23 protein-coding genes are annotated in these 26,281 nt (G+C 49.0%); 6 read left to right on the forward strand and 17 right to left on the reverse strand.

The window, feature by feature from the left end; translation table 11 throughout:
• Nucleotides 1-12: 12 nt before the first annotated feature.
• The 4 genes from DFQ01_RS02370 to DFQ01_RS02385 form a co-directional block, all read right to left on the reverse strand.
• Entirely contained in the window at nt 13-1,209 is a 1,197-nt protein-coding gene (locus DFQ01_RS02370) for an efflux RND transporter periplasmic adaptor subunit (RefSeq protein ID WP_110042265.1), read from the reverse strand.
• A 16-nt stretch (nt 1,210-1,225) separates the two neighbouring features.
• Nucleotides 1,226-4,327, reverse strand: a complete 3,102-nt coding sequence (locus DFQ01_RS02375) for an efflux RND transporter permease subunit (protein WP_342769973.1) — start codon at nt 4,325-4,327, stop codon at nt 1,226-1,228.
• A 67-nt stretch (nt 4,328-4,394) separates the two neighbouring features.
• A complete protein-coding gene (locus tag DFQ01_RS02380; RefSeq protein ID WP_110042266.1) occupies nt 4,395-5,753 on the reverse strand; it encodes a sensor histidine kinase in 1,359 nt (452 codons plus the stop codon).
• Nucleotides 5,750-6,430, reverse strand: coding sequence for a response regulator transcription factor (locus DFQ01_RS02385; protein ID WP_110042267.1), 681 nt, complete (start codon nt 6,428-6,430; stop codon nt 5,750-5,752). The genes DFQ01_RS02380 and DFQ01_RS02385 overlap by 4 nt, the downstream gene beginning before the upstream one ends.
• A gap of 209 nt (nt 6,431-6,639) precedes the next feature.
• Between DFQ01_RS02385 and DFQ01_RS02390 the strand changes: the two genes are divergently transcribed.
• The gene (locus DFQ01_RS02390) at nt 6,640-6,780 is read left to right on the forward strand and encodes an alpha/beta hydrolase (RefSeq protein ID WP_245946493.1); all 141 of its coding nucleotides are present in this window, start codon (nt 6,640-6,642) and stop codon (nt 6,778-6,780) included.
• A gap of 73 nt (nt 6,781-6,853) precedes the next feature.
• Here the strand turns inward: DFQ01_RS02390 and DFQ01_RS02395 are convergent, their stop codons facing one another.
• Nucleotides 6,854-7,576 (reverse strand): YceI family protein, encoded by a 723-nt coding sequence (locus tag DFQ01_RS02395; RefSeq protein ID WP_174812899.1) that lies wholly within the window; start codon nt 7,574-7,576, stop codon nt 6,854-6,856.
• Nucleotides 7,577-7,765: 189 nt separating this feature from the next.
• Here DFQ01_RS02395 and DFQ01_RS02400 point away from each other — a divergent pair, with 189 nt between their 5' ends.
• Together DFQ01_RS02400 and DFQ01_RS02405 are read left to right on the forward strand one after the other, a co-directional pair.
• Entirely contained in the window at nt 7,766-8,449 is a 684-nt protein-coding gene (locus tag DFQ01_RS02400) for a response regulator transcription factor (RefSeq protein ID WP_110042269.1), read from the forward strand.
• Nucleotides 8,434-9,837, forward strand: coding sequence for a HAMP domain-containing sensor histidine kinase (locus tag DFQ01_RS02405; RefSeq protein WP_110042270.1), 1,404 nt, complete (start codon nt 8,434-8,436; stop codon nt 9,835-9,837). Before DFQ01_RS02400 ends, DFQ01_RS02405 begins: the two co-directional genes overlap by 16 nt.
• Before the next feature lie 134 nt (nt 9,838-9,971).
• Here DFQ01_RS02405 and DFQ01_RS02410 read toward each other — a convergent pair whose 3' ends face one another.
• The 8 genes from DFQ01_RS02410 to DFQ01_RS02445 all read right to left on the reverse strand — a co-directional run bounded on the left by DFQ01_RS02410 (nt 9,972) and on the right by DFQ01_RS02445 (nt 17,889).
• Nucleotides 9,972-10,394 carry an OsmC family protein gene (locus tag DFQ01_RS02410; protein ID WP_110042271.1) on the reverse strand — a complete coding sequence of 141 codons (423 nt, stop codon included), beginning with the start codon at nt 10,392-10,394 and terminating at the stop codon, nt 9,972-9,974.
• 24 nt (nt 10,395-10,418) lie between these two features.
• Nucleotides 10,419-11,387, reverse strand: coding sequence for an ABC transporter ATP-binding protein (locus DFQ01_RS02415; RefSeq protein WP_110042272.1), 969 nt, complete (start codon nt 11,385-11,387; stop codon nt 10,419-10,421).
• Nucleotides 11,371-12,360, reverse strand: a complete 990-nt coding sequence (locus DFQ01_RS02420) for an ABC transporter ATP-binding protein (RefSeq protein WP_110042273.1) — start codon at nt 12,358-12,360, stop codon at nt 11,371-11,373. The genes DFQ01_RS02415 and DFQ01_RS02420 overlap by 17 nt, the downstream gene beginning before the upstream one ends.
• 63 nt (nt 12,361-12,423) lie before the next feature.
• Nucleotides 12,424-14,028 carry an ABC transporter substrate-binding protein gene (locus tag DFQ01_RS02425; RefSeq protein WP_110042274.1) on the reverse strand — a complete coding sequence of 535 codons (1,605 nt, stop codon included), beginning with the start codon at nt 14,026-14,028 and terminating at the stop codon, nt 12,424-12,426.
• A 22-nt stretch (nt 14,029-14,050) separates the two neighbouring features.
• Nucleotides 14,051-14,899 carry an ABC transporter permease gene (locus DFQ01_RS02430; RefSeq protein ID WP_110042275.1) on the reverse strand — a complete coding sequence of 283 codons (849 nt, stop codon included), beginning with the start codon at nt 14,897-14,899 and terminating at the stop codon, nt 14,051-14,053.
• On the reverse strand, nt 14,892-15,872 hold the full coding sequence (locus DFQ01_RS02435; protein ID WP_425452349.1) for an ABC transporter permease: 981 nt from the start codon (nt 15,870-15,872) through the stop codon (nt 14,892-14,894). Before DFQ01_RS02435 ends, DFQ01_RS02430 begins: the two co-directional genes overlap by 8 nt.
• A gap of 66 nt (nt 15,873-15,938) precedes the next feature.
• Complete coding sequence (locus DFQ01_RS02440) at nt 15,939-16,568, reverse strand: TetR/AcrR family transcriptional regulator (RefSeq protein ID WP_245946486.1); 630 nt, start codon at nt 16,566-16,568, stop codon at nt 15,939-15,941.
• A gap of 244 nt (nt 16,569-16,812) precedes the next feature.
• Complete coding sequence (locus tag DFQ01_RS02445; RefSeq protein ID WP_174812900.1) at nt 16,813-17,889, reverse strand: HupE/UreJ family protein; 1,077 nt, start codon at nt 17,887-17,889, stop codon at nt 16,813-16,815.
• 170 nt (nt 17,890-18,059) lie between these two features.
• Between DFQ01_RS02445 and DFQ01_RS02450 the strand changes: the two genes are divergently transcribed.
• Nucleotides 18,060-20,813, forward strand: a complete 2,754-nt coding sequence (locus tag DFQ01_RS02450; protein WP_110042278.1) for an S-layer homology domain-containing protein — start codon at nt 18,060-18,062, stop codon at nt 20,811-20,813.
• A gap of 83 nt (nt 20,814-20,896) precedes the next feature.
• Nucleotides 20,897-22,057, forward strand: a complete 1,161-nt coding sequence (locus tag DFQ01_RS02455; RefSeq protein WP_174812901.1) for a HupE/UreJ family protein — start codon at nt 20,897-20,899, stop codon at nt 22,055-22,057.
• Between the two features lie 166 nt (nt 22,058-22,223).
• Here the strand turns inward: DFQ01_RS02455 and DFQ01_RS02460 are convergent, their stop codons facing one another.
• The 3 genes from DFQ01_RS02460 to DFQ01_RS02470 all read right to left on the reverse strand — a co-directional run bounded on the left by DFQ01_RS02460 (nt 22,224) and on the right by DFQ01_RS02470 (nt 23,644).
• Nucleotides 22,224-22,574 carry a VOC family protein gene (locus tag DFQ01_RS02460; protein ID WP_110042280.1) on the reverse strand — a complete coding sequence of 117 codons (351 nt, stop codon included), beginning with the start codon at nt 22,572-22,574 and terminating at the stop codon, nt 22,224-22,226.
• Nucleotides 22,575-22,664: 90 nt separating this feature from the next.
• Nucleotides 22,665-23,099, reverse strand: a complete 435-nt coding sequence (locus DFQ01_RS02465; RefSeq protein WP_110042281.1) for an RNA polymerase sigma factor — start codon at nt 23,097-23,099, stop codon at nt 22,665-22,667.
• Between the two features lie 146 nt (nt 23,100-23,245).
• Nucleotides 23,246-23,644, reverse strand: coding sequence for a VOC family protein (locus tag DFQ01_RS02470; protein ID WP_110042282.1), 399 nt, complete (start codon nt 23,642-23,644; stop codon nt 23,246-23,248).
• A 539-nt stretch (nt 23,645-24,183) separates the two neighbouring features.
• Between DFQ01_RS02470 and DFQ01_RS02475 the strand changes: the two genes are divergently transcribed.
• The gene (locus DFQ01_RS02475; protein ID WP_174812902.1) at nt 24,184-24,849 is read left to right on the forward strand and encodes a class I SAM-dependent DNA methyltransferase; all 666 of its coding nucleotides are present in this window, start codon (nt 24,184-24,186) and stop codon (nt 24,847-24,849) included.
• Between the two features lie 393 nt (nt 24,850-25,242).
• On the opposite strand, the gene DFQ01_RS02480 is transcribed toward DFQ01_RS02475, so the two are convergent.
• Nucleotides 25,243-26,217 (reverse strand): SDR family NAD(P)-dependent oxidoreductase, encoded by a 975-nt coding sequence (locus tag DFQ01_RS02480; RefSeq protein WP_110042284.1) that lies wholly within the window; start codon nt 26,215-26,217, stop codon nt 25,243-25,245.
• Nucleotides 26,218-26,281 lie beyond the last annotated feature (64 nt).

The raw sequence follows: 26,281 nt of genomic DNA on the forward strand, positions 1-26,281 counted from the left end.
ATGCCCCTCTAATTATGAAACGACTGTCACTGTGTCTCCATCCTTCAGCAAATGCTGTCCAGACGTGATCAACGACTCGTCGGTCTTTAATCCTTCCAGGATCTCTTGATAAGCTCCATTGAGCCGACCAAGCTTCACCTGACGCTTCTCTGCCACGCTACCGTTCGATACGAATACAAACGTATCGCTGCCATCGCGGACGATACTGAGCGTAGGAACAGCGACGACATTCTCTTCTTCCACGGTCGTCAACTGAACCTGAACCCGAGTACCTGGTGTAAAGAAGCCATCCGAATTGTCAACCGAAAGCTCTAGATCGTACAACCGGTTTGTCGTGTTCGGCTGGTCCGCTAGATAAAGGATGGACGCTTGACGGGTAGCGGAAGCATCGCTCGCGTAATAAACGGTAAGCTCCTTCTTGTTGCGAGCCAATCCCGCATATTCTTCACTCAGCTTCGCCTTAATCGTCACTTGACCGTTGTTCTGAACGACACCTACCTGGCTGCCTTGCGTCACTGCACTTCCTTTAGTCAGATCGACGCCCGTCAGCACACCGTCCGTCGGAGCCGTTATCGAGTAGCCCTCCAGCGTGCTTTTGGCTTGCTCCAATTGCAATAGCGCTGATTCGTATTGGGCTTGGGATCCGGCGACCGAAGTGCCCGAATCCAGATCGGCCAATTGCTGCTTGTACGATTCCAGGTTTGCTTTAAGGGTATCCTGCGTATCGCTGTCATCGCGAATGGCATCTTTAAGCTGCGTCTCAAGGCTGCCGATCGTCGCTTTCAACTGCTGACGGCTTGACGCGACGCTGGACTTGGCAGAGCTCAGTGATTTCTCAGCGCTCCGAACCGAAGCTTCGGCCGAGCTGACCGACTTAGCCGCTATCTCCGAATCCATAACCGCGATTACGTCACCTTTCTTGACGGACGCGCCATTCGCCTTAAGAACGCCGGTAATTGTACCTGACGCCTGCGCCTGAACGCTGATCTCGATTGACGAACTCACGTCGGCAATCTGCTCACGAGGTGCTCCCATGCTATGCTTGGCGACTTTCTCAACTTTGACTTCCCCTGTGCCCAGCGTGGCAGTCGGCTCCGCTCCCGGAGGCGTAGGCATGCTGCACCCTGCGAGCATGACGGCCCCAAGCAGCAGCAGCGTGCTTGTTCGAATCCAACCAACCGTTTTCTTTTTCCCTGTCGAATAAACCATTTAACCGATCTCCCCTCTACATCTCCAGACTATCTGTTTCGATACCGTTGCCCTTGCGATGAGACGACCGCGACAAGCGATTTCTCATGTTATCGATCATTTCATAAATAATTGGAACGACAACCAGCGTCAGCAACGTAGACGTGGTCAACCCACCAATTACGACGACGGCGAGTCCCTTGGATATCAATGTCCCGCCTGAGGAGCCCAGAGCAAGCGGAATCATGGCAACAATCGTCGCTGAAGCTGTCATGATGATCGGACGAAGACGGACTCGACCAGCTTCAAGCAAAGCATCCCTTGTTGTATAGCCATCCTTCATCAACTGCTGAGCTCGATCCAGAAGAACGATGGCATTCGTCACGACGATACCAATCAGCATCATAAAGCCAATGAGCGAAGTTACATTCAATGCTTCGCCCGAAACAAGCAGGCCGAGAAGGCCGCCGATAACGGCGAGCGGCAAGGAGAACAAAATCGCGAAAGGCGAGCTGGCATTGCCGAAGCACAATACCATAATCAGATACACAACAGCGATTGCAGCCGCCATAGCCACGAACAGCTGCGAGAAGCTATCGCCTATGTCGGCGTTGACGCCGCCAACACTGGTTGAAACACCTTCTGGCAGTTGAAGCTGACTTAGCGCCATCGATATTTTGTTGCTGACTGCTGATTTGTTTGATGACTCGATCGAAGCGGTGATGGTAACAATCTGCTTCTGGTCCGTCCGTGCCAGTGATACCGGGGCTTCAACCTTCTTGATGCTTGCCACTTCGTTCAGATAAACGATATCCCCAGTTGCAGATCTGAGCGGAAGCTGTGCCAGCTTCTCGATCGAATTCTTATCCTCTTCCGACAGCTTCACAGTCGTCGAATACAATTCGCCGTCGATGCGAATATCTCCGAGGTCCGTATCGTTGATCCATCCGCGAACTGTGTTCAAAATGGAATCGACGCTTAAACCAAACTGCTTAGCCTTAGGCTGCGATACCGAAACGTCGATCTGCATCTTGGCATCGCCAAGCGAGTCCTCGACATCTTTAAGTTCCGGGAATTCCTTCAGCTTATCCTTCACAAGCTCCGTTGCCTGCTCCAGCAAATCCTGATCATCTCCGTTAAGCGAATAGGAGAAGTCCGTCGTACTGAGGCCGCCGCCGCCGCCTGACAAAGAGCCCGGCGTCACTTCCGAGCCCTTAGGAATATCGGCCAGAATTTTATTAGTATACTCTTCCTTAATCGCTGCAGGGTCGACCTTATCTGTCACTTCTGTATTGATCGTCACCGCATAAGGGGCCTGCTCGTCGCTGCCCGAATAACCGATAAGCGATTCGACGAATGTAAAGATCGGCTTGCCGGATTCATCCTTCGCCTCGTTAAACATCTCTTCAATCCGTTTAGTCTCTTCGTCCGTGCTCTCGAGCGTTGTTTCGTATGGCAGCTTAACCGTAAAGCTCATCTGCGTCTCGCTGTCATCCTCCGAGATAAAGTTGATTGACAGGTTCGGTATCGTCCCAACCAACGTGACGATAAACAACACAGCCGAAAGCAACAGCGTCCTGAATTTATGATTCAGGCACCAGCCCAGGATGCGTCCATAGAAGGAAGTAATCTTGCCAGTTGCGTTCTCGTCGTGGCCGCCCGACTTGAAGCTGCGCAGCACCATCATCTTCGCCATCAGTGGGATGACAGTAAGCGCCACGAGCAGCGACGACAGCAAAGCGACGGCGACGGTTACCGCGAACGGCCGGAACAGATCGCCGACAATGCCGCTGACGAACGCAATCGGCAAGAAGACGCCAACCGTAACAAATGTGGAAGAGCTTATCGCCATCGCCACCTGTTGGGCCGCCATGAGGATAACCGATTGACCTCGTTTCTGCGCATTCTGCAAATTGGTGAATATATTCTCGATGACAACAATGCTGTCGTCGACGATACGACCAACCGCGATAAACATGCCGCCAAGCGACATAATGTTCAACGTAATGTCTAAGTAGTTCATCGCGATTAGCGTAATTAGAATCGACAGCGGAATCGAAACAAGCACGATTGCGGTCATCCGGATATTCCGCAGGAAGAGTAGAATGATTAGTGCAGCAAGCGCGACCCCGATCAGACCTTCTCTTAACAAACCGCTAATGGATTCACGCACCGTATCCGAGCTGTCGTAGATGACTTTGAATGTCAGACTCGGATTGGACTTCTCCCATTTCTCGATCAAAGCATTCGTATCATTCGAGAAATCGACTGCGTTCGTCTCTGTTGTCTTGTACAGATTAATCCCAATCGCCGGCTTGCCGTCGACTCGGGAAATAAATTCGGAATCGTTAATGGCTTGAACCTCGGCCACTTCCTGCAGCAGCAGGGTCTGGCCGTCGGAGGTGGTAAGCTCCAAATGATTCAGGCTATACACGCTGTTCAACTCGCCTGTGATCCGCACGACTTGATCGTTGCCATCGACTTTGATCATGCCGGCTGACCCGCTGGTCAATGCCGATCTGATGGCATTCGTCACATCGGACGGAGTCATTCCAAACGCATTAAGCGTGTTCGCATTAAGCTTGATGTCGAGCGAAGTCTCGCGGGCGCCGATCGAATCGATATGGTCGACGCCGTCGATCGATTCAAAGCCGGGCTTCAATTCTTCCTGGAACAGATTGTCGAGATCGGTCTGCGTCATCCCCTCATCCGCATATACGGCCAGATAATAGGCCGGGATGGAAGCGAAGCCGAAGGTCGAAACGACTGGCCTGGATGCATCTGTGGGCAACGAGACCGTCTGAATCAAGCTTTCGAGATCAGACTTCTTTTTGTCGACGTCAACATCCGTTGAGAATTGGATCATAACGGTCGAGCCGGTGTCACTAGACGTCGAAGACATCGTATCCAATCCTTCGATATTGGAGACTTTGTCCTCGATCGGCTTGGTGACCTCCGTCATCACGTCTTGTGGGGAAGCGGAATAAGTCGTGGATATAATGACGTACGGCATGGAGACGTCCGGTATATTCTCCATTTTGAGCGAGTTGGCCGAATAGAGGCCGCCACCTATAAGGATGACGATCAAGATCAGCATCGCGGCTACCTTATTCATGGAAAAGCCGATGATTCCTTTCAATCCGATACCCTCCTGTATGTACTTCCAAAATTTCTGATCACATCTATCATAATCAGGAAATGTGAAGCTAGTATTTCGTAGCAGGAAAAGATATAGACACGACGGTCCCCCCGCCAGGACCGCCCCCTATACTGATATGCCCTCTGTGGACGGTGACAATCTTATGAACGATGGCAAGACCAAGACCATTGCCAGCCAGCTTCTTCTCTCGGGCCGCGTCTACCTTGTAGAATCTTTCGAACACCCGTTGTCGCGCTTCTTCGGGGATTCCGGTTCCGTTATCGGTAATCGTAACTTCGATACTATGCAGCTCTTTGCGAGCTGAAATCGTGATCCATCCCCCTTCAGGGGTGAATTTGATTGCGTTGCCGATAACGTTGATCCACACCATACTTAACAAATCCTCATCCGCCCAGATCTTCACCGATGGCAGATCCAGATCGATCTCCAAGCTTTTCTCGCTCCATAGAGGCTCGCAAGCGAGCACGATGCGGCGTATCTGCTCGTCCAGATCGAAGAATCGGGGATTGAACGGGTGATGCTCAGAATCTAGGGAAGCCAGTTTCAGAAGATTGTCGCTCAACCTGGACAACCGCTCGCTTTCTTCCTTAATGATGCCCAAGTAGCGCGACCGCTCGTTCTCCGAAAGATTCTTCTTAAGCAGTACATTGGAAAACCCTGAGATCGAGGTAAGAGGAGACTGGATCTCATGCGAAACGTTGGAGACGAAGTTCTGGCGCATCTCCTCTATTTCCCGAAGCTCTCCCGCCATCGTAGCGAAGCTCTGAGCAAGATCCCCGAGCTCATCCTTCCTCCCTTTCTTCCAATTGAATTCGATATTGAATTGTCCTCGGGATATCCGATCGACCGCACGCTTCATCTCCTTAAGAGGCTTTACCAAATAATGCGCCCAGACAACAGCACATAAGCTCCCGACTACCAAAGCAATAACCAAGGCCGTAAGCACGATGTAATTGATAAAAGAACTATCTACTTCATTAGCACGATGAAGGAACATAACATACCTTTGTCCCTCCAAGTCGAACGATACCCCGGTTGCCCCCCCATGATGCAAGTCTCCGTATTGTTGACCGTGAAGCAACGGAACAATCGACTCCCGATCTTTCTCGATCTCGCGTCGCGTTGCGTTCGAAATTGATTTGATAAGCTTCCCGTCCGCGTCGAAAACCACGAATCGAAATTGTCCCTTACGAGTGAGAACCGACGGATAGTTCTCAACCTCTTCCATTCCGACCATTCGAATGAGATCGATATTGAGCTCAGCCTGCTCCCGAATATCCGTCTTGCTCCAATTATCCAATCGATCTTTGTAGATCAAAATCGTACTGAAGAAAGCACAGACCAACCCGACAATAACAGAGAGAATAAAAAAGACAACGATACGTATGTATAGCGTCCGAATCATTCGGCAACCTCCATCTTATATCCCAGTCCTCTTTTTGTTACGATCGTTACCTTGCAATTGTCCAGCGCAGCGAGCCTCTCGCGTATTCGCATGACATGAACGTCGACCGTCCGTTCATCGCCATCGAAATCGATCCCCCAAATCTGCTCGATTAGTTGATACCGTGTGAAGATCTTGCCCGGATTGCTAACCAGTTTGAACAGGAGATCAAATTCTTTTAGAGGTAGAGAGTCCCTTCTATCCTTCCAGACGATCTCATAACGGTTCTTATCTAGTTGGAGTTCTCCCGCTTCAATGATCATTGAAGCCTGAATCTTGTATCGCCGGAGCAAGGTCCGAACCCTAGCTACGATCTCGAGTGGATCAAAAGGTTTAACCACGTAGTCGTCTGCTCCGAGCTGAAGACCCTTGATTTTGTGCATCGTTTCGTTCTTGGCCGACACCATCATAACCGGCAAATCGGGATAGGACTCCTTGATCAGCGTGCACAGCTCCCAGCCGTCGACCACTGGCATCATAATGTCGATAACGGCCAGATCGATTCGTTGCTTGCGCAGCAAATGCATGGCCATTCGTCCGTTCGAAGCACCAACAACTTGAAATCCTTCGTCCTTTAAGCAAACCTCAATCAGTTCTCTTATATTCGGATCATCGTCCACAACGAGTAAATTTGCCATAATACCCCGCCCTTTTCCCATACTTCAAAACACTTCGCGTTAATATAAGACTAGCTCTGAAATATGTACTTAATATGACATCTTCTGAATTATTTGCTTTCCTAATCGCCTGCTCCGGTACAACATCACTGCAGGGTGGTGTAAGGAGGCTTGGGAATCTGCGAAGACCCTCTTGCCTGCATCAACTACAATTAAAATAAATTATAACCATCGATGGAGGTAATCATAGTCAATTCGGCAGCTACGGCTTTCAAAAAGGAGATGTACCGGCGGATATTTCTGCCGACGAGCGGCTGAGAATGACAATAGATGCAATTGAAGACTGGATCCTATCCGTCTCATTGTCTTAAAAAACGGAGGCCTTCTCTCGGTTTCCTGCAGATAACAAACAGGGCACCCGTCACAGGGTGCCCTTACAAATTCTTATGCCTTATCCAACACAAGCTCCAGCTGTACAGAAAACTCATTCTGGGTCTCCAGAGCAACCGAATGCGGATTGGTCATGCCGAAATCGGCGAATGTCACGTTAGTCTTGCCGGAAAGAAGCAGTTGTCCGCCTTTGTACATCGCGTTCGAGTCGAACGTCACTTCCTTGTCTATCCCTTTGATCGTTAGTGTACCCGTAATCGTAACCGGCACCGCCGTTCCTTCATTCCACTCCGTCGGTACCGATGAGATGGATTTCGTCTTAAACGTCGCTTCCGGGTACTTCGTAACCGTAAGCAAATCTTCGCGCTCCTTCACATGGCTGTCGCGCATGCTGTTGCCCGAATCGAGAGCCGTCAGATCAACAACCCCTTCGCCCGTCATGGACGCGGCATCGTTCAGATCGACGTTCCATGAGCCCGTCACCGCTTCATCAACAAAATTGACCGTTTCCTGTGATGTCGTAACCGACCAGTATACTTTGGAACCACTCGCTACGCTCCATGCGCCATTCAGCTCGTCCGATGATACCGCAGCTCCCGTTGCCGCCGCCGTGTCTTGTCCAGCACCCTCCGTCGTCGCGTCTTCATTTCCTTGTGCCATGACCGACTCGATCTCTACATTGTTGCCAACGAAACGGTTGAAACTTGTATATGCCACAATCCCGGCTGCCACCACCACAATTACTGCTGCCAACCAAATAACCTTCTTCTTCATCATTGTCACTCCTATCTCTATTTAGCGATCTCTCATCCGCTGTCATTGTAACAGCCCAATAAGTCGAGCAGATGTCGAGATGTAAAATGTGGACTTTATTACCACGACCGGGACCACGATGCCCTACTTCATTGTGCGGTTTCCTTGCGGTTGCTATAATGGTGGCACTTAGATCGGAGAGGAGCTGCCTGCTTGAAGACGATTATGGTTGTCGAAGATGAACCCGCTATCGCTCGCGTATTAGCTGCCTATCTACGTAAAGCGGGCTTCGACGTTACGCTTGCGTCCGATGGGCGGAAGGCGCTGGAGCTATTCGCACAGAAACCTCCCTCGCTCATTCTGCTTGACGTAATGCTTCCGCATATGGATGGCTGGGAAGTACTTCGCCAAATACGCGAAACAAGCAGCTGTCCCATCATCATGCTGACCGCTCGCGACGGGATCGACGACAGGTTGTCCGGTCTGAACGGGGGAGCCGACGACTACATGTCTAAACCGTTCATACCCGAGGAGGTCGTTGCCAGGGTCCATGCGATACTGCGTCGACCATTGCAATGGACGGATGCGGGCAGACAGAGCCGTTTCGGCCGCTTGAGTATCGATTTCCTTGGCCAGCGAGTTACGCTCAGCGGTGCCGAAGTCACCTTAATGCCCCGCGATATGGCGGTGCTGCTCTACTTGGCAGAACACCCGAACCGGACGTTTACCCGGGAACAACTCATAGAGAATGTGTGGGGAACGGACTATGAAGGAAGCGACCGTGCGGTCGATTTGTCGATTAAGCGGATAAGACAGTTACTGTCCCACTGGCCGGCGGAGGAAGGGGAAATTCGGACTTTAAGGGGAACGGGGTATCAATTTTGGATCGAAAACTGAAGCAAACCTCGATATTATCGTATTGGACCCTGCGATACTTCGCTATTCTCATTATTGTGCTGCTTGCCCTTGCCGCCGCCGTCCTATGGTGGACCAATCGCGAAACGATGGACAGCCGCCAGCAGGCCGCAGAGCTGCTTGCACAGGAAATTACAGAATATCTTGACTCTACGAATGGAATTATCGTTATTCCTCCTAACATGAACACTATCATTGAGAAGCGATCGCAGTTTTTCAAGGGCGGGGCTAGATTATGCGTCATCGTTACCGATCAGGAGGGTAAGCTTCTTTATTCTAACGAACCGATCACGCAAGAGGATCTGCCCAAATGGCTGAATGACAGCCTCGATCAATCACGTTCGCCCGGACTGCATGCGGTTCCGGCGCCGATTATCTATGGTGGGGATACAATCGGACAAGTCACCCTGCTGTATCCATCCGAATCCTTGTTCCAGCAGCCCGAGGTCCAATTGGCGCTCGTCCTGATGTTCGTCAGTTTGACCGCACTCGGCTGGCTGATGATTTATTTGTTGTCCAGGAAGCTTGCACGACCGATTCGCAACGTGGCGTCAGCCGCCCGCGAGATCAGTCAGGGGCACTACGACATTGAGCTCAACGCGAATGCCAAGGAGCGTGAACTAGGCGAGCTGATCGTATCGTTCAAGGAGATGGCCGGCAAGCTGAAGCAGCTGGAGCATTCCCGTGCCTTTATGCTGGCCGGCTTGACGCATGAGTTGAAAACACCCGTTACTTCGGCGAAAGGCCTCATCCATGCGGTCAAAGAAAAAGTGGTTCAGGACGAAGAAGCGGACGAATTTCTTCAGATCGCCTTGCAAGAGACTGGCAGGCTGGAACGGATGATCGCCGACCTGCTCGATTACAATGCATTAGCCGCCGGACTTATTCAGTCAAGCAGCAAGCATCTGGATGTTGCTGAGCTGCTGTCCGAAATTACCTATCAGTGGACGCTGCATCAGGACGAGGGCATCCGCGAGCCCGAGCTATCTCTGCCTGATCATCGGGTCGAGGTGGAGGGCGACCCGCTTCGCATTCAGCAAATTATCGTGAATCTGCTCAATAACAGTGCCCAGTCCAAGCATCCGGACCGCCCGCTCCGAATAAATATCACCTTGCGCGAACGGAACGACGGGTACGTCGACATCCTTGTTGTCGACAACGGCTCCGGCATTCCTCCGTCCGAACAAAACCTTGTGTTCGAGCGCTTCTTCCGCGGGGAGAACAAGAAACAGCGTGTACGCGGACTTGGTCTTGGCCTGGCGTTCAGCAGACTTCTCGCGCAAGCGCAGCAAGGTAACCTCGTATTGAACAAGAGCTCGGAAGAAGGAACCTCGTTCCTGCTGACGCTTCCGCTTGTTACGGAAGGTTAAGGGCATCCAATGGATACCCTTAACCTTTTTTGCTTTCCACAAGCAAAAGACCCCTCCTGCTCGCTCATGTTTCGAGGCAAAGGGGCCGGGATTGGCTTAGGTTCGGTTATTGAAACTTAATGGTTATAAAATGATTATTCCTTGTGCACTTCCACGCCATTCAGAACAAGTCTATGCGTAATAACGGCATTCAAAGAGTCCGATACCGAGCAATACTTCTCTGTTCCCATTTGGATCGCTTTCCAAATACGATAATCCGGAATATCTCCATCCACCTTGAAAGTAAGTTCAATGGCAGCAAACCCTTTAGGAGCTTCTTCTTTACGAACGCCATCCGTTATAATTTCAATACTCTTGATCGACGGCAGGAATTGTTCCAGAATCATCGTCACATCGATTCCAATGCAGCCAGCCAGACTCGCCAACAGCACCTCTACAGGTGAAGCACCTTTATCCTGTCCGCCCCATGCGGGCGTTGCATCCATGTTAATAGTGTGGCCCGAAGGACCCGTCGCTTGAAAAAATCGTTTACCTTGCCAAATCGTCGATACTTGCATAATGTAAAGCCCACTTTCTTCTCATTAGTTGTTGTATAGATGACATGCGATATAACGATTCTCGGAAACCTGAAGCCACTCCGGTTGAATGCTGCTGCACTGTGGCATAGCTTTCGGACAACGAGTATGAAACACGCAGCCTGACGGTGCGTTACGCGGACTCGGAACTTCCCCGGAGAGTACAATTCTCTCTCTTCGTTTGTCCGGATCCGGCTGAGGAATAGCAGAGATAAGCGCCTCCGTATAAGGATGAAGCGGATTGGAGAATAATTGTTCCGAAGGTCCGGTCTCCATCATCTTCCCTAAGTACATGACCCCGACATGATCGCTAATGTAACGAACAACCGATAAATCATGCGAAATAAACAGATACGTGAGCGATAGACGACTTTGCAAATCCTGCAGCAGCGTCAGCACCTGCGCCTGAATCGATACATCCAGCGCCGATACCGGCTCATCGAACACGACGAATTGGGGCTCAAGAATAAGCGCCCGGGCAATGCCGACCCGTTGGCGCTGTCCTCCCGACAATTCATAAGGATACCGAAGGGCATGTTGTGGCGTTAGACCAACAACCTCCAGTATTTCATCTACCTTCTTCGTTATCGTCTCAGCGGAATAGCTGTAATGGGTGCGAAGCGGCTCCTCCAGCGTGCGGCGGACGGTCCATCTGGGGTCCAAGGAACCAAACGGATCCTGGAACACAATCTGCATATCCGTCTTAAGCTTCCTCATGGATTCTGTGCCGAGTGCCATAATGTCTTGTCCATTAAAAATGATGCTTCCGGACGTAGGCTCAATCAATCGCAGCATCGTTTTTCCGAGCGTTGTTTTGCCGGAGCCCGATTCTCCTACGATCGCGAACGTTTTCCCCTTCTCGATGGCAAGAGATATCCCATCTAAGGCTTTAACCGTGTTGCTCATGCGGCCGAACAAGCCTGTCTTCGCAGCGTAATGTTTTTTTAAATCTTTTATCTCAAGAATAGGCAACATTCGTAACCTCCCTATAGAGATGGCACTTGCAGCTATGACCGTCATTCATGTCATAAAAGGCAGGGTCGATATGCTCACACACGTCCATCTTAGAAGGACACCTTGAAGCAAATCGGCATCCGGCGGCAAATTCTGATGGATGAGGAACTTGTCCAGCTATCGCTTGCAGGCGCTCCATCTCTCCTGAGAATTGAGGCATGGAATTCAATAGACCGACTGTATAAGGATGCTTAGGGTTCTTAAACAGCGATTGGACATCCCCTTGCTCGACGATTTGTCCTGCATACATGACGCATACCCGATCACAAGTTTCGGCCACTACCCCAAGATCGTGGGTAATGAGAATGATCGCTGTTCCCCGTACCTTCTGGAGCTTCCTCATGAGATCAAGAATTTGGGCCTGTATCGTAACGTCTAGTGCCGTTGTCGGTTCATCTGCGATCAGAATCTCCGGGTTGGATGCCATGGCCATTGCAATCATCACCCGCTGGCGCATACCGCCGGATAATTGATGAGGATAAACCTCCATAATCTGTTCCGGTGAAGATATACCGACTTCGCTTAGCAATTCAATCGATTGCTGGTGCGCTTCTTTCTTGCCCTTCTTCGAATGCTGACGTATCGATTCCCGAATTTGGCGGCCAATCTTAAAGACCGGATTCAGGGCCGTCATCGGCTCCTGAAAGATCGTAGCAATTTGATTGCCGCGAACTTTTTGCATCTGGGATTCAGACATATCTAACAGACTCTGGCCGCGTAGACGTATATCCCCTTCTACTACACGAGCCAGCCCGCTGGGCAATAATCGCATAACGGATAAGGACGTTACACTCTTCCCGCTTCCCGACTCCCCAACAATTCCAAGCGTTTGTCCCGATTCAAGCGCCAGACTAATGCCGCTTACCACCCGAATCGGACCCGAAGCATTGGCGAATTCGATAGACAATTGATCTATTTCCAAAAGCTTCGTCATACCCGTGCCTCCCTTAAGCATGTAAAAGTAGACAAGACCCCCTTAGGCTCGGGGGTCTTCTCCTTATTTGTACAGTGAGCTGAAACGAGCGATCTCGTCTGGGTAGAAGATATAGCCCTTTACATCCTTGCTAATTCCGACAATAAGATTGCTCTCATACAGGTACGCCCACGGTGAATCAGCCGTAACCTGTTTCTGAACTTGTTTGTAGAGCTCTGCACGCTTCGCATCATCCGGTTCTACATTGGCCTGCGCTAACAGGTCATCGACCGTCTTGCTCGAGTAGCCGGTGTAGTTAGAAGCGCCATTGCTTTCTAGCAGGAATCCGTAGTGATAGGAAGGATCATTGACCAAGGAAGTATACTTGCCCAGGTATGCTGCTGCTTTCTTATTGTTGATCAGCTCGCGGTATTGCGCAGGCGCGACCTTATTAATGTTTAATGTAACGCCAATTTTCTCAAGCTCCGCTTTGAGCAGAACCGCGATGTCCTCGTAATCTTGCGTGGAAGAGTTAACCGTCAGGTCAAAGGTAAAGCCATTCTCATAGCCTGCTTCCTTAAGCAGCGCTTTTGCTTTCTCCAAATCGTATTTGTACTCGTAGCCTTCAGCGGTGTAATCCGGCGATTTGCTCGAAATCGAGCTTAGCAGCGGAGCCGCTTGACCGTATGCAACATCTTGGATGAGCTTGTTTTGATCAATTACATAGTTAATGGCTTGTCGTACTTTCAGCTGGTCGAACGGCTTGAAATTAGCGTTCATGCCAAGGTAAACAATTCGGTTCGAGGACTCCGAGTTAATCGTCACGTTATCGTTCTTAGACAGACTTTCTACGTCCTTAGCCGGAATATCGAAAGCGACATCAACTTCCCCTTTTTGAAGGAACAATTCACGGTTGGAAGCTTCCGCTACAAATTTAATAACGATCTTCTCAACCTTTGGCGCACCATTCCAGTAATCCTTGTTCGCTACGAATACCGCTTCTGTTGCCGGATCCCATTTCTCCAGCTTATAAGCACCGGAGCCTGCGGAGTGCGTCGTCAAATAATCATCAGCGTTGTTCTTGGCAATGGACGGATCAACGATAGAGAACGAGAAGGTCGCCAAGTATTTCAGGAACAAGTGATTAGGCGCACCGAGCTTAAACGCTACGGTTTTATCGTCAATTTTGGTAACCGACTTAATGTTAGCAAGCGTGTAGGCACTGCCGCCTTCACCTTTCGTCTGTACGCGTTCGAACGAATACACGACTGCATCGGCATTCACAGGTTCGCCGCTTTGGAATTTCACACCATCCCGCAGCGTGAATGTATAGGTCGTTAAATCATCGGAAATTGTCCAAGACTCAGCTAGAGAAGGCACGATTTGATCGGTACGCCCCATCGTTTTGCCGTCGACTTCTTCCGTTCCGCTCGTAACCAACTGATCATATAGAGCGAACGCGTAGGAAGCAGAGGTCAAATCACCAGCATCATGCGGGTCCATCGTTTGTCCTGCACCTTGCGAATAGGCAAGCGTAATTGTTTTCCCTGCTGCGGATTCCGTAGATGCTGTCGTCGATTGTCCATCCGTGCTGGCAGTATCGTTGGAATTTGAGTTTTTGGCGCAGCCCGCTAGAAGCAGTACAACGAGTAATGCTGCAATAAGGACGTTAAACTTTTTCTGTGTCACAACTTCCACTCCCAATCGTTATTTATTTGTGTCTTGGCGAGCGCCCATGTGGATCAAGCGCATCCCTCAGTCCGTCTCCGAGTAAAATAAAGCCGAATATCGTTGTAGCGATTGCGATGCCAGGGAAGAACGTCATCCACCATTCACCTGACATAATATAATCGCGTCCGTATGAGATCATCGCTCCCCATTCAGCGGTAGGAGGCCTAACGCCTAACCCGAGAAAGCTTAGACTGGACGTGATTAACACGGCAGAACCAAGGCCAAGCGTAATTTGGACAATTAAAGGGGCAAGCGCATTAGGTAAGATGTGTTGAAAAATAATAGCGGTATGCCGAACGCCCAACGCTCTGCTGGCTTCAATAAATTCCTTTTCCTTGATCACCACGGTTTGCCCATACATCAATCTTGCGAATTCCGGCATCGCTACAATGCCTACCGCAAGCAGTGCGCCGAGAAGCCCCGGGCCTATGGATGCGGCAAGCGCCATCGCCAGAATCAGCGACGGAAAGGCCAATAAAGTATCCATCATACGCATGATGATATTTCCGACTTTTCCTCCGAAGTAGCCCGCAATAGCTCCGAGCGGAATTCCAGCGACGCAAGCGATGCCTATCGCTAAGACCCCCGTCCATAAGGTGACTCGGGCGCCATAGAGAATGCGGCTGAAAATGTCTCTGCCAAAATTATCGGTGCCAAACCAATGCGCCATATTCGGTGATTGCAGTTTATCTTCCGTTCGTATTCCATTCGGATCGTAAGGCGCGATCCAAGGGGCAAGCAAAGCCAGCACAACCCATAGGAGGATGAATACTAATCCAACTAATAATAGCCGCCGTTGCAACAATGTTCTCCATAGTGATCTATTCATATCTCACCCGAGGATCCAGTACCCCATATAGCAGTTCTACGACAAGATTGATAAGTCCATACAATACCGCACTAATGAGCGTCATCGCTTGAATAGGTGCATAGTCTGCAGAAAGAATCGATTCCGTGACGTAACTACCTATTCCCGGCCATACGAAGATCGTCTCAATAATGACAGCCCCGCCAAGCAGCGCACCGAATTGAAGGCCGATTACCGTTAGGGTAGGTATTAAGGAATTAATAAGACCATGCTTATAAATAACAGCCCGTTCCGATAATCCTTTGGCCTTCGCCGTTCTCATAAAATCTTGCCGGATAACTTCAAGCATGCTCGCTCGAATCATTTTCGTCACGATTGCCATTGTACTCATGCTCAGACAGATTGCAGGCAGTAATAGATGATGCAGAGAACTTTTCAATGCAACGAGGTCCCCGCTCAATAAGCTGTCCGCTATGTATAAGCCTGTTATATGGGTTGGTGGATTAATATTGCCGCTAATCCGTCCTATCGGGGCAGGCAGCCAACCGAGCTTGGAATAGAACAGCGTAATAAGCAGCAGACCAAGCCAGAAAATCGGAACCGATGTTCCAATAATGGAGAGCACGCGGGAAATATGGTCAACGATAGAATTTTGCTTGGATGCCGCAACAATCCCAAGCGGCACTGCAACGATTAATGCTATAGCCATGCTCGCTAATGTAAGCTCTAATGTGGCAGGGAAACGTGAGGCGAAATCTGAAGCAACCGAATGCCCCGTGTGCCAAGCAAACCCCAAATCTCCCCTAAACAATTGCTTCATATAGTCCCATAGCTGAATGAACAACGGTTCATTGAAACCGTACTCCTCGCGAACCTTATCCACGAACTCCGGAAGCGCTTGTTCTCCCGTAATCATCAATGCGGGATCACCTGGCAAAACCCTTGTTAAGATGAACGTGATAATGATAATTCCGGCGACGCTAGGAATCATCATTGCTATACGTTTCAGCACGTATCGCGGCACTCACATCATCCTCCTTATACGTACAGTTGTCTGTTGTCATACTCCCAACAATCCGAAAAATTCAAAATGAACGGTTTCCGCGGCTAGTTCTTCCACCGTTCGCTCTGCCAATTTGGAATTGGGAAGGACAGGACCAAACAACCACCTTGCTACCGTTCCCTCGATTAGGCTCATCAGTAACGCTGCACGCATATGGAAATCTATAGATGCGGGCAGCATGCCTAGTTCCACCGCACGCTCGATATTACGTTTGAACGCCTCTTCCATCTCGATGCGCGTTTCCCGAAATGCATTACGAATGGCTTCTTCTTCTCCATTGCCCGTAATCAGCAATTCCATAAAGTACCGATTCTCCTGAGCAAACCTAAAGATATCGGCCAGTAGACGCTGTGAGCCTTGAACCATCTCCTGAACAGTTCCTTCTCCAGTGCGATAGCCTTTGCCTATGACTTCAAGCAGCTGCTGCCTGCCTTGTTCAATAATCTCCAGCGCTATCGCTTCCTTGCTCTTGAAATACCAATAGAACGTTCCCTGCGCTACTCCAGCTTCATTAACGATTTCAGAGATTTTGGTGTTCTGGTAGCCATACTTGGCAAATCTCTCTACCGCAATCTCCATTAATTGAAGCTTTCTCGTATCCCGCAATGTAGGCTGCTTATCATTCATTCGACCATAATCCCCTTCCAGATTGACTGGTCAGTCAATTATTTTTATATCATATAGGCTTACTCGGATTATGTCAACAATTACAAAATTTTTGTCCAATTATGGTTATCCAAGCATGATTGGGAAGATACGACGATCGTTCTGAGCCCTGGATTTTCCTTTATGTAAAAAGAAAATGCTCGACCGCTGCACACATTCAGGCGCGCATAATCGAGCATTTTATCCAAAATAATCAGAAATAATCTTACAAGTAGGCATCTGTAAGCAAGAGAACCAGTCCGCCCAAGGCTATTGCGCTCAAGGCCGCTGGAACAGCCCGCTTGAAGCGTTGAGCAAATCGGCTTGCTGGATAGGCAATTAGTGCAGCGAGCACAAGTCCGGCTTCGATTCCCACTAGGAAGGAAACAGTCGCGTCCGCGATCAAGCTTCCGCTCAGATTCGATCCGGACAGCACTTGACCGAATTGGAAGCCGAAGAGGAGTCCGAATGCCGCAGACAGCCAGAGGAGAGGCTTCTCGTTGCGGGATAAGAGAATGTGCAGGGCCGTATAGAGAATGCCCAGCGCAGCCGTCACGTCAACGAAAGAATCGGGCAGCATTACAATCTTAAGCACGCTTAGGAGCAAAGTCGGCACCAGAGCCGCAGCGAACGTTCCCACGATCAGTAAAGCCCGCTTGAGAGTACGGCTTCCAATAATAAGCGCTATGACGAGCAGAGCTGCTCCGGGCGTTGTTCCCACATGTTTCAAGCCGAGCTTCAAATACGTTGCCATCGCGTAAGACGGACTCATCTGTCCCGCTTCCAACGTTCGGAGATCGCTTACGATGACCCCCGTCTTCTGCAAATCCCCTAGAGACAGGTCCACATAGTTGACATGCCATTGATCCCCGTCATAGACAAGCTCGTAGTCAAGCTTGAATTGCAGAGGAGCATGCCCAATCGGATACTCCAGAATCGCTTCAGCGAACTTCTGAGTCTCGCCTTCCACCTCGGTGCCGTGAAGCTGCGTCAATCTTCCTTGGAGTGGGAGACCGTCGGCATACAGCTTAATCTTGGAAAGCAGGAGGGCTTCGACTTCCTTCTTCGAGTTTGAATAGAATCGATCCAATACTTCAGGTGTTTCGGAACTGATGTCCGGGTCTTCCGGCGTTGCCGTCGTGCGCAAGTCATAGAGGTCTATCTTCAAGGAATAGCGGATCATTCCATGCTCATACGTAATGTCCGAATAAGCTAGGCTGCTATTGGTGTGGGCCTCCACGGCAGATGGCAGCAAACCAAGCAATGCGATTGGGAATAGCAGAAGCAGAATCCATCTTCTCATCGTAAACTTGTCCTCGCAATCTTCTTCTCTCATGCAGTACGTTAATTAATTTACGAAATTAATGTTTACACTGGGTTAATTTTAATAGTGATCTTTGTTAATACTTCCAAGTTACATTGTCATAGTTATGTTTGTTTAGCATGTACATATTATTAAGAGGTGAAGTATGAATGAGGAGAAATGTTAATTTCTCGCAGAAGAAGGTTTCTCGAATCGGAGTCGCTGCATTGGCTGCCACGCTGGTATTCTCCGGCCTGCCTATTAAACTAGGGGGTCAAAGCATCGATATCAGCAAGGCAGCAACGGCACATGCAGAGGCAATTTACGCGGCGACGGATATCGCGTTAACTCCGGGAGCTGCTGCGAGCCAGTTGAATTTCGCTTGGTACTCGCCGATCCAGACGACAAGCATCGTTCAGATCGCGAAGAAGAGCGACATGACGGGGAGCGATTTTCCGGTTGATGAGGCGGTAATAACGACGTTCACCGGAACATCCTCCGCAGCTGTTACGGGGTATTACTCCAATAAAGTAACGGCGACGGGACTTGCGCCTAATACGCAGTACGTTTATCGCGTGGGTGACGGCAGCGAAGGCAATTGGAGCGCGGTTTACGATTATACGACCAAGGATCTCTATAACTATCAGGTTATGTTCATCGGGGATCCGCAGATCGGATCCTCGGGCAACGTAGCCAACGATACAGCAGGTTTCATCTCAACGCTTAATACGGCATATGGGTCTTTCCCGAACATGAGCTTCATCATGTCCGCCGGTGACCAGATCGAGCATGCGACCACTGAAGCGGAGTTTGACGCATTCATAAGCCCGGACTTGTTCCGCAACATTCCTGTTGCCACAACGATTGGCAACCACGAAACATCCGGCGCGAACTACAAATATCATTTCAACGTGCCTAACGAGTCTTCCACATTAGGAACAACTACCGCAGGCGGGGACTACTACTACGTTTATGGCGATACCTTGTTTATGGTATTGAACAGCAATAATACGGATGGCACGAAGCATGCCCAATTCATGAAAGAGGCGGTTGCGGCTGCTCCGGATACACAGTGGAGAATCGTCACCCTGCACCAAGACATTTATGGCGCTGGTTCGCACGCGACGGAAACGGGAATCAAGAATTTGAGGAAGGCTCTGTTCCCGACGTTCGACGAATTGGACATCGACATGATCTTCATGGGACATGACCACTCGTACGCTCGCACAGATGTCATGAACAACGATATCTCTCAAGGAGCGCAGCTCCAAAATGATTCGCTGCAGGACGTCAATCCGACGGGAACGACGTACGTGACGGCCAACTCGGCCAGCGGCAGTAAATATTACGCCTTGGCGGATACGACAAAATTGGACGTTGTGCCTACGGTAAGAAACCAGGAGAATACGCCCAACTTCACGATGATCAGCTTCACACCGACCAGCCTTACGGTTACTACGTACCGTTCAGACAACATGGCAGTAGTCGATTCTTACGGATTGGTCAAAGAAGCGGAGAACGCTAAAATTTATACGAAAGACAGCCAGCAAACGGATACTAATGCCGACATCGACTTCTACTATGCTATCAACAACGCCAATGCGGTATCGAAGCTGAATACTACTTTCAGCTATGACACTTCGAAGCTAGTCTTCAAGAGCGCAGAGCTTGTTAATACAACCTCTACGAACTCCGATCCTGTCACGAATGACTCGGATAATGGTATCGTGACGGTTAACGCCGATTTGGCTTCGCCGATTCGTTCCGAATTATACAACGGAGACTACACGGACGTAGTCAAGCTGACCTTCGAGCTTATCGACAAGGCTAACGCGACTACAGCAAGTGTTGGACTTACAGGTTCCGCACTGACGACGCTGAACAAGCACAAAGCCATTGATTCGATGATTACCGTGGTCAGTGCCGACAAGACGGTTGGCGTACCTGTTACGAAAGTTACGCTGGATCACTCGTCGCTCAGCCTTAGAATTAACAAAACAAGCCAATTGACTGCAACGGTATTGCCGGACAATGCAACGAACAAGACGGTGGTATGGACTTCTAGCAATCCAGCTATCGCGACGGTTGATTCGACCGGTCTCGTGACGGCAGTTGCAAGAGGAACGGCAACCATTACGGCGACGGCTGTTAATGGCGGCGTACTTACGACTAGCGACATTACGGTAACGCAAACGACCAGCACGACGGGCACATCGTCCGGCTCTACGGGTACGACGACGAATACAGACACGACAACGAACACGGATACAGCAACAAATACGGACACGACAACAAATCCAGATACGACAGGCAACTCCGGTAATACGGACGTTTCGCAGTCGGGCAACTCCAACAGCAGCAACAGCGGAAGCGGCACAGGTACGGCAAAGTCCTTCTCCGATATCCCATCCGGCTACTGGGCTGAAGAAGCGATTAATTACCTGTCCGCAAGAGATATTCTGAATGGCACGAGCGACACGACCTTCGAACCGAAGCGTTCGGTAACCCGCGCCGAGTTCACGGCAATGATTGTACGAGCACTGCAGCTTACGGATCAAGGCAGCGCCTCGTTTAATGACGTGAATGCAAGCGCTTGGTACGCCGACGCAGTATCCGCAGCCGTACAAGCTGGCATCGTGCAAGGGAAAAGCGATTCAACGTTTGGTCCATCGGCCCTCATCTCGAGAGAAGAAATGGCGACGATGATTGTTCGCGCATACGAATATCTGCATGGACAACAGTCTGTCAGCGGCAACAATTCCTATACGGATTCCGCTGCCATCTCGGCTTGGGCGTTGACATTCATCAATAAAGCGGCTGAACTGAAGCTGATTCAGGGAACCAATTCGGGCGCATTCAACCCGCATGGCATCGCCAGCCGTTCGGAAGCTGCACAGATCATCTATAATCTTTTGAACAACTAATCTAATTAGTAATCTAGCCAATAACAGGGATGTCATTCTTGGCAATGGCATCCTTGTTTGTCTATGTGAAAGGGGGAACATCTTTGTCCCGCACTCGAAATGCCTTTCGTTATCCTATCTTTCTTGCCGCACTTCTCGCGCTGCTCCTGCTGCCCAATCAACAAGTTGCGGACGCTCATGCTTATAGTGCAGCTTATACGACGATTCAGTTCACCAAGTCGAGCGTCGACATGACTTATACGCTGGATGGCTTGTCCGTCATTGAGCTATTGGGCGGAGATACGAGCAACGACCTCACCCTTGAGCCCGAACAATTCAATATCATGAAAGACTCGTTCCTGGAGCTGATACGCAATCAGATTGTACTGAACGTCAACGATAAGCCCCAATCCTGGACTCACGTGGAGAGCCTGGAACTGCTGCCGAACAGCAGCCCACAGAAGGTGGAGCTAAAGGTTCAGTACGCTCCCGTCGCGGCTTCCCAAGTTGTCTCGCTGACAGATCAGCTCTACTCAGGTTCGAGCGACAAGTCGACCAATTACGTCGACCTGGTGACGATTGAGTATGGCAGCCACAAGGCCAACTCGGCCTTGTCCGGCAAATACCGCGAGTGGTCGATGCAGATGTCGGACAAGGATTACAGCAGCCTTGCAGACTCCTCATCTAATGCGGATTCACAGGAGACTGACTCGTCGAAGGCGTCCGGTTCGGGCTGGTATTCGTTCTTTGTCCTCGGTATCAACCATATTCTCTCGGGCTACGATCATCTATTGTTCTTGTTCTCACTTCTGATCGCCAGACAGAAATTCAAGCAGTACGCCGCAATGATTACTGCCTTCACCATCGCACACAGCATTACATTGACGCTGACTGTATTGGGAGTCATCTCCGTGCCCTCCCATATTGTCGAACCACTAATCGCCCTTAGCATCTGCTTCGTTGCGATTGATAATATGATCCGTAAGCAAGTCAGCGGACGCTGGATTCTGACGTTCCTCTTCGGTCTTGTTCACGGCATGGGCTTCGCCGACATTTTGCAAGAGATGGACATTCCGCGGACCGAGCTGGCAGCCGACCTGATCAGCTTTAATCTCGGCATCGAGACCGTCCAGCTCACTTTAGTCGCTGCTGCGCTGCCGCTGCTATATTGGCTGCACTCCTGGAAATTCTCCAGACGAGTCGTCATCGCCGGCTCTTCCATTGCGTTTATGTTGGGCGGCATTTGGCTTATCGATCGTCTGTAAAGCTTACCTAATGAGGAATAACCGAACGATGAATAATCACTCCTAACATAAATAAGGTGATCTCCGTGAGGGGATCACCTTTGTTCTTGATCTACAAAGCATCGACCATGATATGATTTCCTGCTGGGTCCTTCATTCGGAAGCTTTTCCCGCAGATTCCGCGATCTCAAATTTCAGTAACCTCAACGCCTTTTAGTTTTAAAAATTCATGGTAATCTTCAATATCAGGTGTTCCTATCATCATGACCGCACTTTTGTTATTTGCTTGTTCAAATTGTACAGGATGTGTGTCGCAGCCGACCTCAGACAATATGATCTTGAGGTACCCAGGTTTCTCCAATGACCAAATATCCCCTCTATGCGTCACTTTATACCCCATATATTTCTCGTACCAGTCAGCAGATTCATTAAGATTCAAAGCAGGAATATAAACGACGACTACCCCTTGAAGCCTTTCAAGAACTCTGCGTCCGAAATGTTCGTCCAGTTGGTTCTGTCTCAATGTTTCCTCTACCAAATGACTCAGCTCCTTTTTAAGTTTGTCTTTTGCACGTCTAAGTCGGCTCTCCGCGGCGCTCACACTAATATTGAGAAAACGGCTAATTTCTTATACGCTAAATCCGCTAATGAAATACATTGCAATGACGGTACGGTACTTCTCATCTAGTGTGTTTAGAGCACTCCAAACCGCCCTTTTCCGCTCTAGATTGTCTATCCTCTCTTCCAATGAGATCGGATCGATAAGGTCATTCATCAAGTGACCTCCCGGAGGAATCTCCCTCTTCCTAATCCAATCCATGCTCATACGTTTGGTTATCGTGTACAGCCAGCTGCCGAAACCCTCCTTCTGCTCTAAAGTGTGAATTTTGTACCAAGCCTTTACGAAGGACTCCTGCGCGATATCCTGGGCAATATGAAAATCACCGACGACACTGAACGCAGCGGCATACACCGCGTTTGAATATTTGGTTGTCAACTCGGCGAACGCATTCATATCCCCTTCGCAGACTCGAATAACAAGTCTCTCGTCTTGCAGTGACACATCATCACCTCATATGTCTTTCACTATATAGACGTGAAAAGAAGAAAATATCGGTCAACTACTATATAAAGAAGAAGCCACTCCTAACAAAGGAATGGCTTCTTTGGACAGAACTTCACTTTTTTATTGAGATTGCCTTAGCGATCCTAATCTAACTTTTTACTCACTCCACCGCCAAAAGCGATGCAATAACCATCAGCATCTTTCAGTGTAAATTCACTCCAATGTTCAGAGTAATTGGGACCATTAACTATTTCTACACCTTTGGCACGACATTCATCAACCAACAAGTCGACTGCATCTGTATAGGCAAAAGCGTCAAAGTACAGCCCACCTTTAACAGAAGAAGAAGGTCTTACGTCCTCTTTATTCATTGCGGGATGCAAAATAAATGTAATGCTGCCTCTTGATACGTGTACATGTCCACCAACTTCTTCATAGGAAAACCCAAGACTCTTGTAAAAATCAGAGGAAACTTGTGCATCTGCAACTAGTAAAACAATCGATGAACCCGATATATTTGCTACTACTGCTTGCTCGCTCATTTCATCCCATCCTAAACTGGAATATTTGACCATTATGAATAAATAATACAATAGCACATTTTCTCTGTAAACTACGGCACAGGAATATGTCTGTACAAGCATGAGATAAATTTGGACTATATTTACTGAAAACCCCTTAGGATGTTCAGATAGACTTAAACACCTACTGCTTTACAAACGATCTCATTAGCTTTTTTGGCTAGCACAAACTTTACTGTATTTCGATAAAAGTAACGTGGTTTTATATGACGTTGCTTGGACAATTACGCCTAAAAGCATTGCTCCTGCTCCGATTCCAATGTCAAAGCAATTATAAAACGTACGCATTGCATTTTCTCTATCCTTTGGTTCGACTACATTTAATACCCAAGCCTGAATCGCAGGGAAAATGGCGCCGAACGCTACGCCGTAGAATATTCCGTCTATATTTAATTGTAGTTATGCAATTCTAATTGCTAAGGCTACGTTTTCATATACAATAAAAACATGCGGGTCACTAAATGATGCGACCTGGCGATATTGCAGAGGTGAGGTATGAAGTGCATTATTCGCAAAACGATAAGCTCAAAGTGGCGCAAATATACGACAATATCGCCGAGAGCTACGAAGAACGTACGACGCCACTGACTTACTTTCAAGCTGCCGTGCGGGAGTTTCTCTTGGAGAACGTGCATGCTGGACAACGCGTACTCGATCTCGGTTGTGGTCCTGGACACTTGACGAGTCCACTGCCACTTGACGTGGAGGTTGTCGGGCTCGATATTTCGACCGCCATGGTCGACGCGGCGCGACGAAAACGTCCAACCGGCACCTATCTCGTGCATGACTTCCACCAGCCACTACCTGCAGAACTCGGAAAATTCGACGCGATAGTGGCAAACGGTTGTTTCGATTTCTGCGAGAATCTAGTACAAGTCATCGATAATGTGTCGGTAGCCCTTGCTTACGGCGGTCGCTTCTTCTTCACCATAAACGAGCGCCGTGCGGAATTGCCCTTTCACGATGCACGCTGGATTGATGCAGGTGGTGGACAAGTTGATATCCGAATGTTCTTCTGGTCGTTTTCCGAAACGGCAGCCGCGATTGAGACATTAGGACTTCGACCTCTAACGTACCGGCACGCACCGGGTTGGGAAAACGAGACTCTACAGACAACGATCTACTACGGCTACTGGGTGGTCGAACATCTCCGGACGAAGGAATAGGATCTTGGTCGAAATACACACAAACCACTTCTCCAAAGAAAGTTGCATTGAAGGTGAGCTCGACACTGCCGACGCGCTTGCGGTGCAGCAGGGTCTTACACTGCAGGAACGGTGATTGGCGGGAGACTAAAAAACCTTGTTAAGCATAGCCTCCTATGCTTAGGGATAAGACGTTTTCTGCATCTAGCTCCCGAAAGATTTCCGATCCCACAAGTACAAGGGCGAATTTTCGCCCTACTTGTGATACGGTTCGGCGTAACATCAATAGGGCGACATTGAAGCCACCCGAATAGGCGCCTTGTATGCAATGATTAGCGACCACATGTATGGTGTATGATGTGCACCGTCTAAGTTCTTGCTCTTATAGGTACAACATGTCAGCCTGTATTTTATTTAGTCTACGTTTAATATGGTTTCTGATTTATCCATTTTTGTCAACTCAACACTGGTCCTCCATAATTCTTCCCTATTTTCACGGCTATAGGAGAGTTCAGAAGATTTCACTTCTCTTGTACCATCAAAATACTTACCAGTCATCCCCCCGAACTCTGAATTAAGCACCAGCGATGCCAATGCTTTTCCTGATTTATCAGCCGTAATCATACTTGGACGAAGTAAGGCAAGTACGGGGAGGATATTCTTTAGAATAATTTTCATAAAGAGAGGAAATGTTCGAGAGAACCCTGTGCCGGGCATCTGTCCAGGATTAAACGCATTTACAGTAATATTTTTATTCGTTTGCTGCTTGATTCTTTCGGCCAACTCGTAAGCGCAGTATATATTGCATAATTTCGAAGTCGAGTAGCGACGTTGGCCTACGGTAAGCATCTTCTCATCTTCGTTCAGTTTCTTTGGATAGGCCAGTAATCTAGCATTATTATAAACAGGCACAGCGACAATTGTTTTTTGTGCGGGGTCATGAGTGCCACTGCTAACAAACAATATTCTACCAGAATCATCCATATTATCAAGTAACCTATTGACCAGCAAAAAGTGTCCAAGATGATTAATTCCAAAAGTACTCTCAAAGCCATCTTTGGTATAGTACGTTTTATCAACCAAGATTAACCCCGCGTTGCAGATGAGTGAATATAAAGGCGGATAATCTGCAGCAATAAATTGGGTGACAAAATTTCTGACAGATGCTAAGGACGCAAGATCAAGCTCCATAGACGTGATGTTGGGATTGTCTGTTTCCCTAATCAATGAATGGACAGCTTCATTTGCCTTAGCCGCATTACGACAAGCCAGTACGATATGATGATTATGATCGGCTTTAGCAATGTGTTTCGCACTTGCATAACCTAACCCCGAGTTTCCGCCAGTTATAATAAAAGTTCGTTTACGTGGGTCCCCTTTTGTTAACATACCATACACTCCCTTTTCAAAAGTTAGTTTAGTTTGTTCCAGGTTGACACCGTCAACTAAAACA

Source organism: Paenibacillus cellulosilyticus (assembly GCF_003182255.1).
Lineage (GTDB): Bacteria > Bacillota > Bacilli > Paenibacillales > Paenibacillaceae > Paenibacillus_T > Paenibacillus_T cellulosilyticus.

Excerpts from the sequence above, each read along its gene's own strand:
- DFQ01_RS02430 (WP_110042275.1), bottom strand. The coding sequence starts at position 14,899 with ATGAATAGATCACTATGGAGAACATTGTTGCAACGGCGGCTATTATTA.
- DFQ01_RS02435 (WP_425452349.1), bottom strand. The coding sequence starts at position 15,872 with ATGATGATTCCTAGCGTCGCCGGAATTATCATTATCACGTTCATCTTA.
- DFQ01_RS02415 (WP_110042272.1), bottom strand. The coding sequence starts at position 11,387 with ATGTTGCCTATTCTTGAGATAAAAGATTTAAAAAAACATTACGCTGCG.
- DFQ01_RS02470 (WP_110042282.1), bottom strand. The coding sequence starts at position 23,644 with ATGAGCGAGCAAGCAGTAGTAGCAAATATATCGGGTTCATCGATTGTT.
- DFQ01_RS02445 (WP_174812900.1), bottom strand. The coding sequence starts at position 17,889 with ATGAGAAGATGGATTCTGCTTCTGCTATTCCCAATCGCATTGCTTGGT.
- DFQ01_RS02410 (WP_110042271.1), bottom strand. The coding sequence starts at position 10,394 with ATGCAAGTATCGACGATTTGGCAAGGTAAACGATTTTTTCAAGCGACG.
- DFQ01_RS02440 (WP_245946486.1), bottom strand. The coding sequence starts at position 16,568 with ATGAATGATAAGCAGCCTACATTGCGGGATACGAGAAAGCTTCAATTA.
- DFQ01_RS02395 (WP_174812899.1), bottom strand. The coding sequence starts at position 7,576 with ATGATGAAGAAGAAGGTTATTTGGTTGGCAGCAGTAATTGTGGTGGTG.
- DFQ01_RS02380 (WP_110042266.1), bottom strand. The coding sequence starts at position 5,753 with ATGATTCGGACGCTATACATACGTATCGTTGTCTTTTTTATTCTCTCT.
- DFQ01_RS02370 (WP_110042265.1), bottom strand. The coding sequence starts at position 1,209 with ATGGTTTATTCGACAGGGAAAAAGAAAACGGTTGGTTGGATTCGAACA.
- DFQ01_RS02480 (WP_110042284.1), bottom strand. The coding sequence starts at position 26,217 with ATGTTAACAAAAGGGGACCCACGTAAACGAACTTTTATTATAACTGGC.
- DFQ01_RS02385 (WP_110042267.1), bottom strand. The coding sequence starts at position 6,430 with ATGGCAAATTTACTCGTTGTGGACGATGATCCGAATATAAGAGAACTG.
- DFQ01_RS02420 (WP_110042273.1), bottom strand. The coding sequence starts at position 12,360 with ATGACGAAGCTTTTGGAAATAGATCAATTGTCTATCGAATTCGCCAAT.
- DFQ01_RS02450 (WP_110042278.1), top strand. The coding sequence starts at position 18,060 with ATGAGGAGAAATGTTAATTTCTCGCAGAAGAAGGTTTCTCGAATCGGA.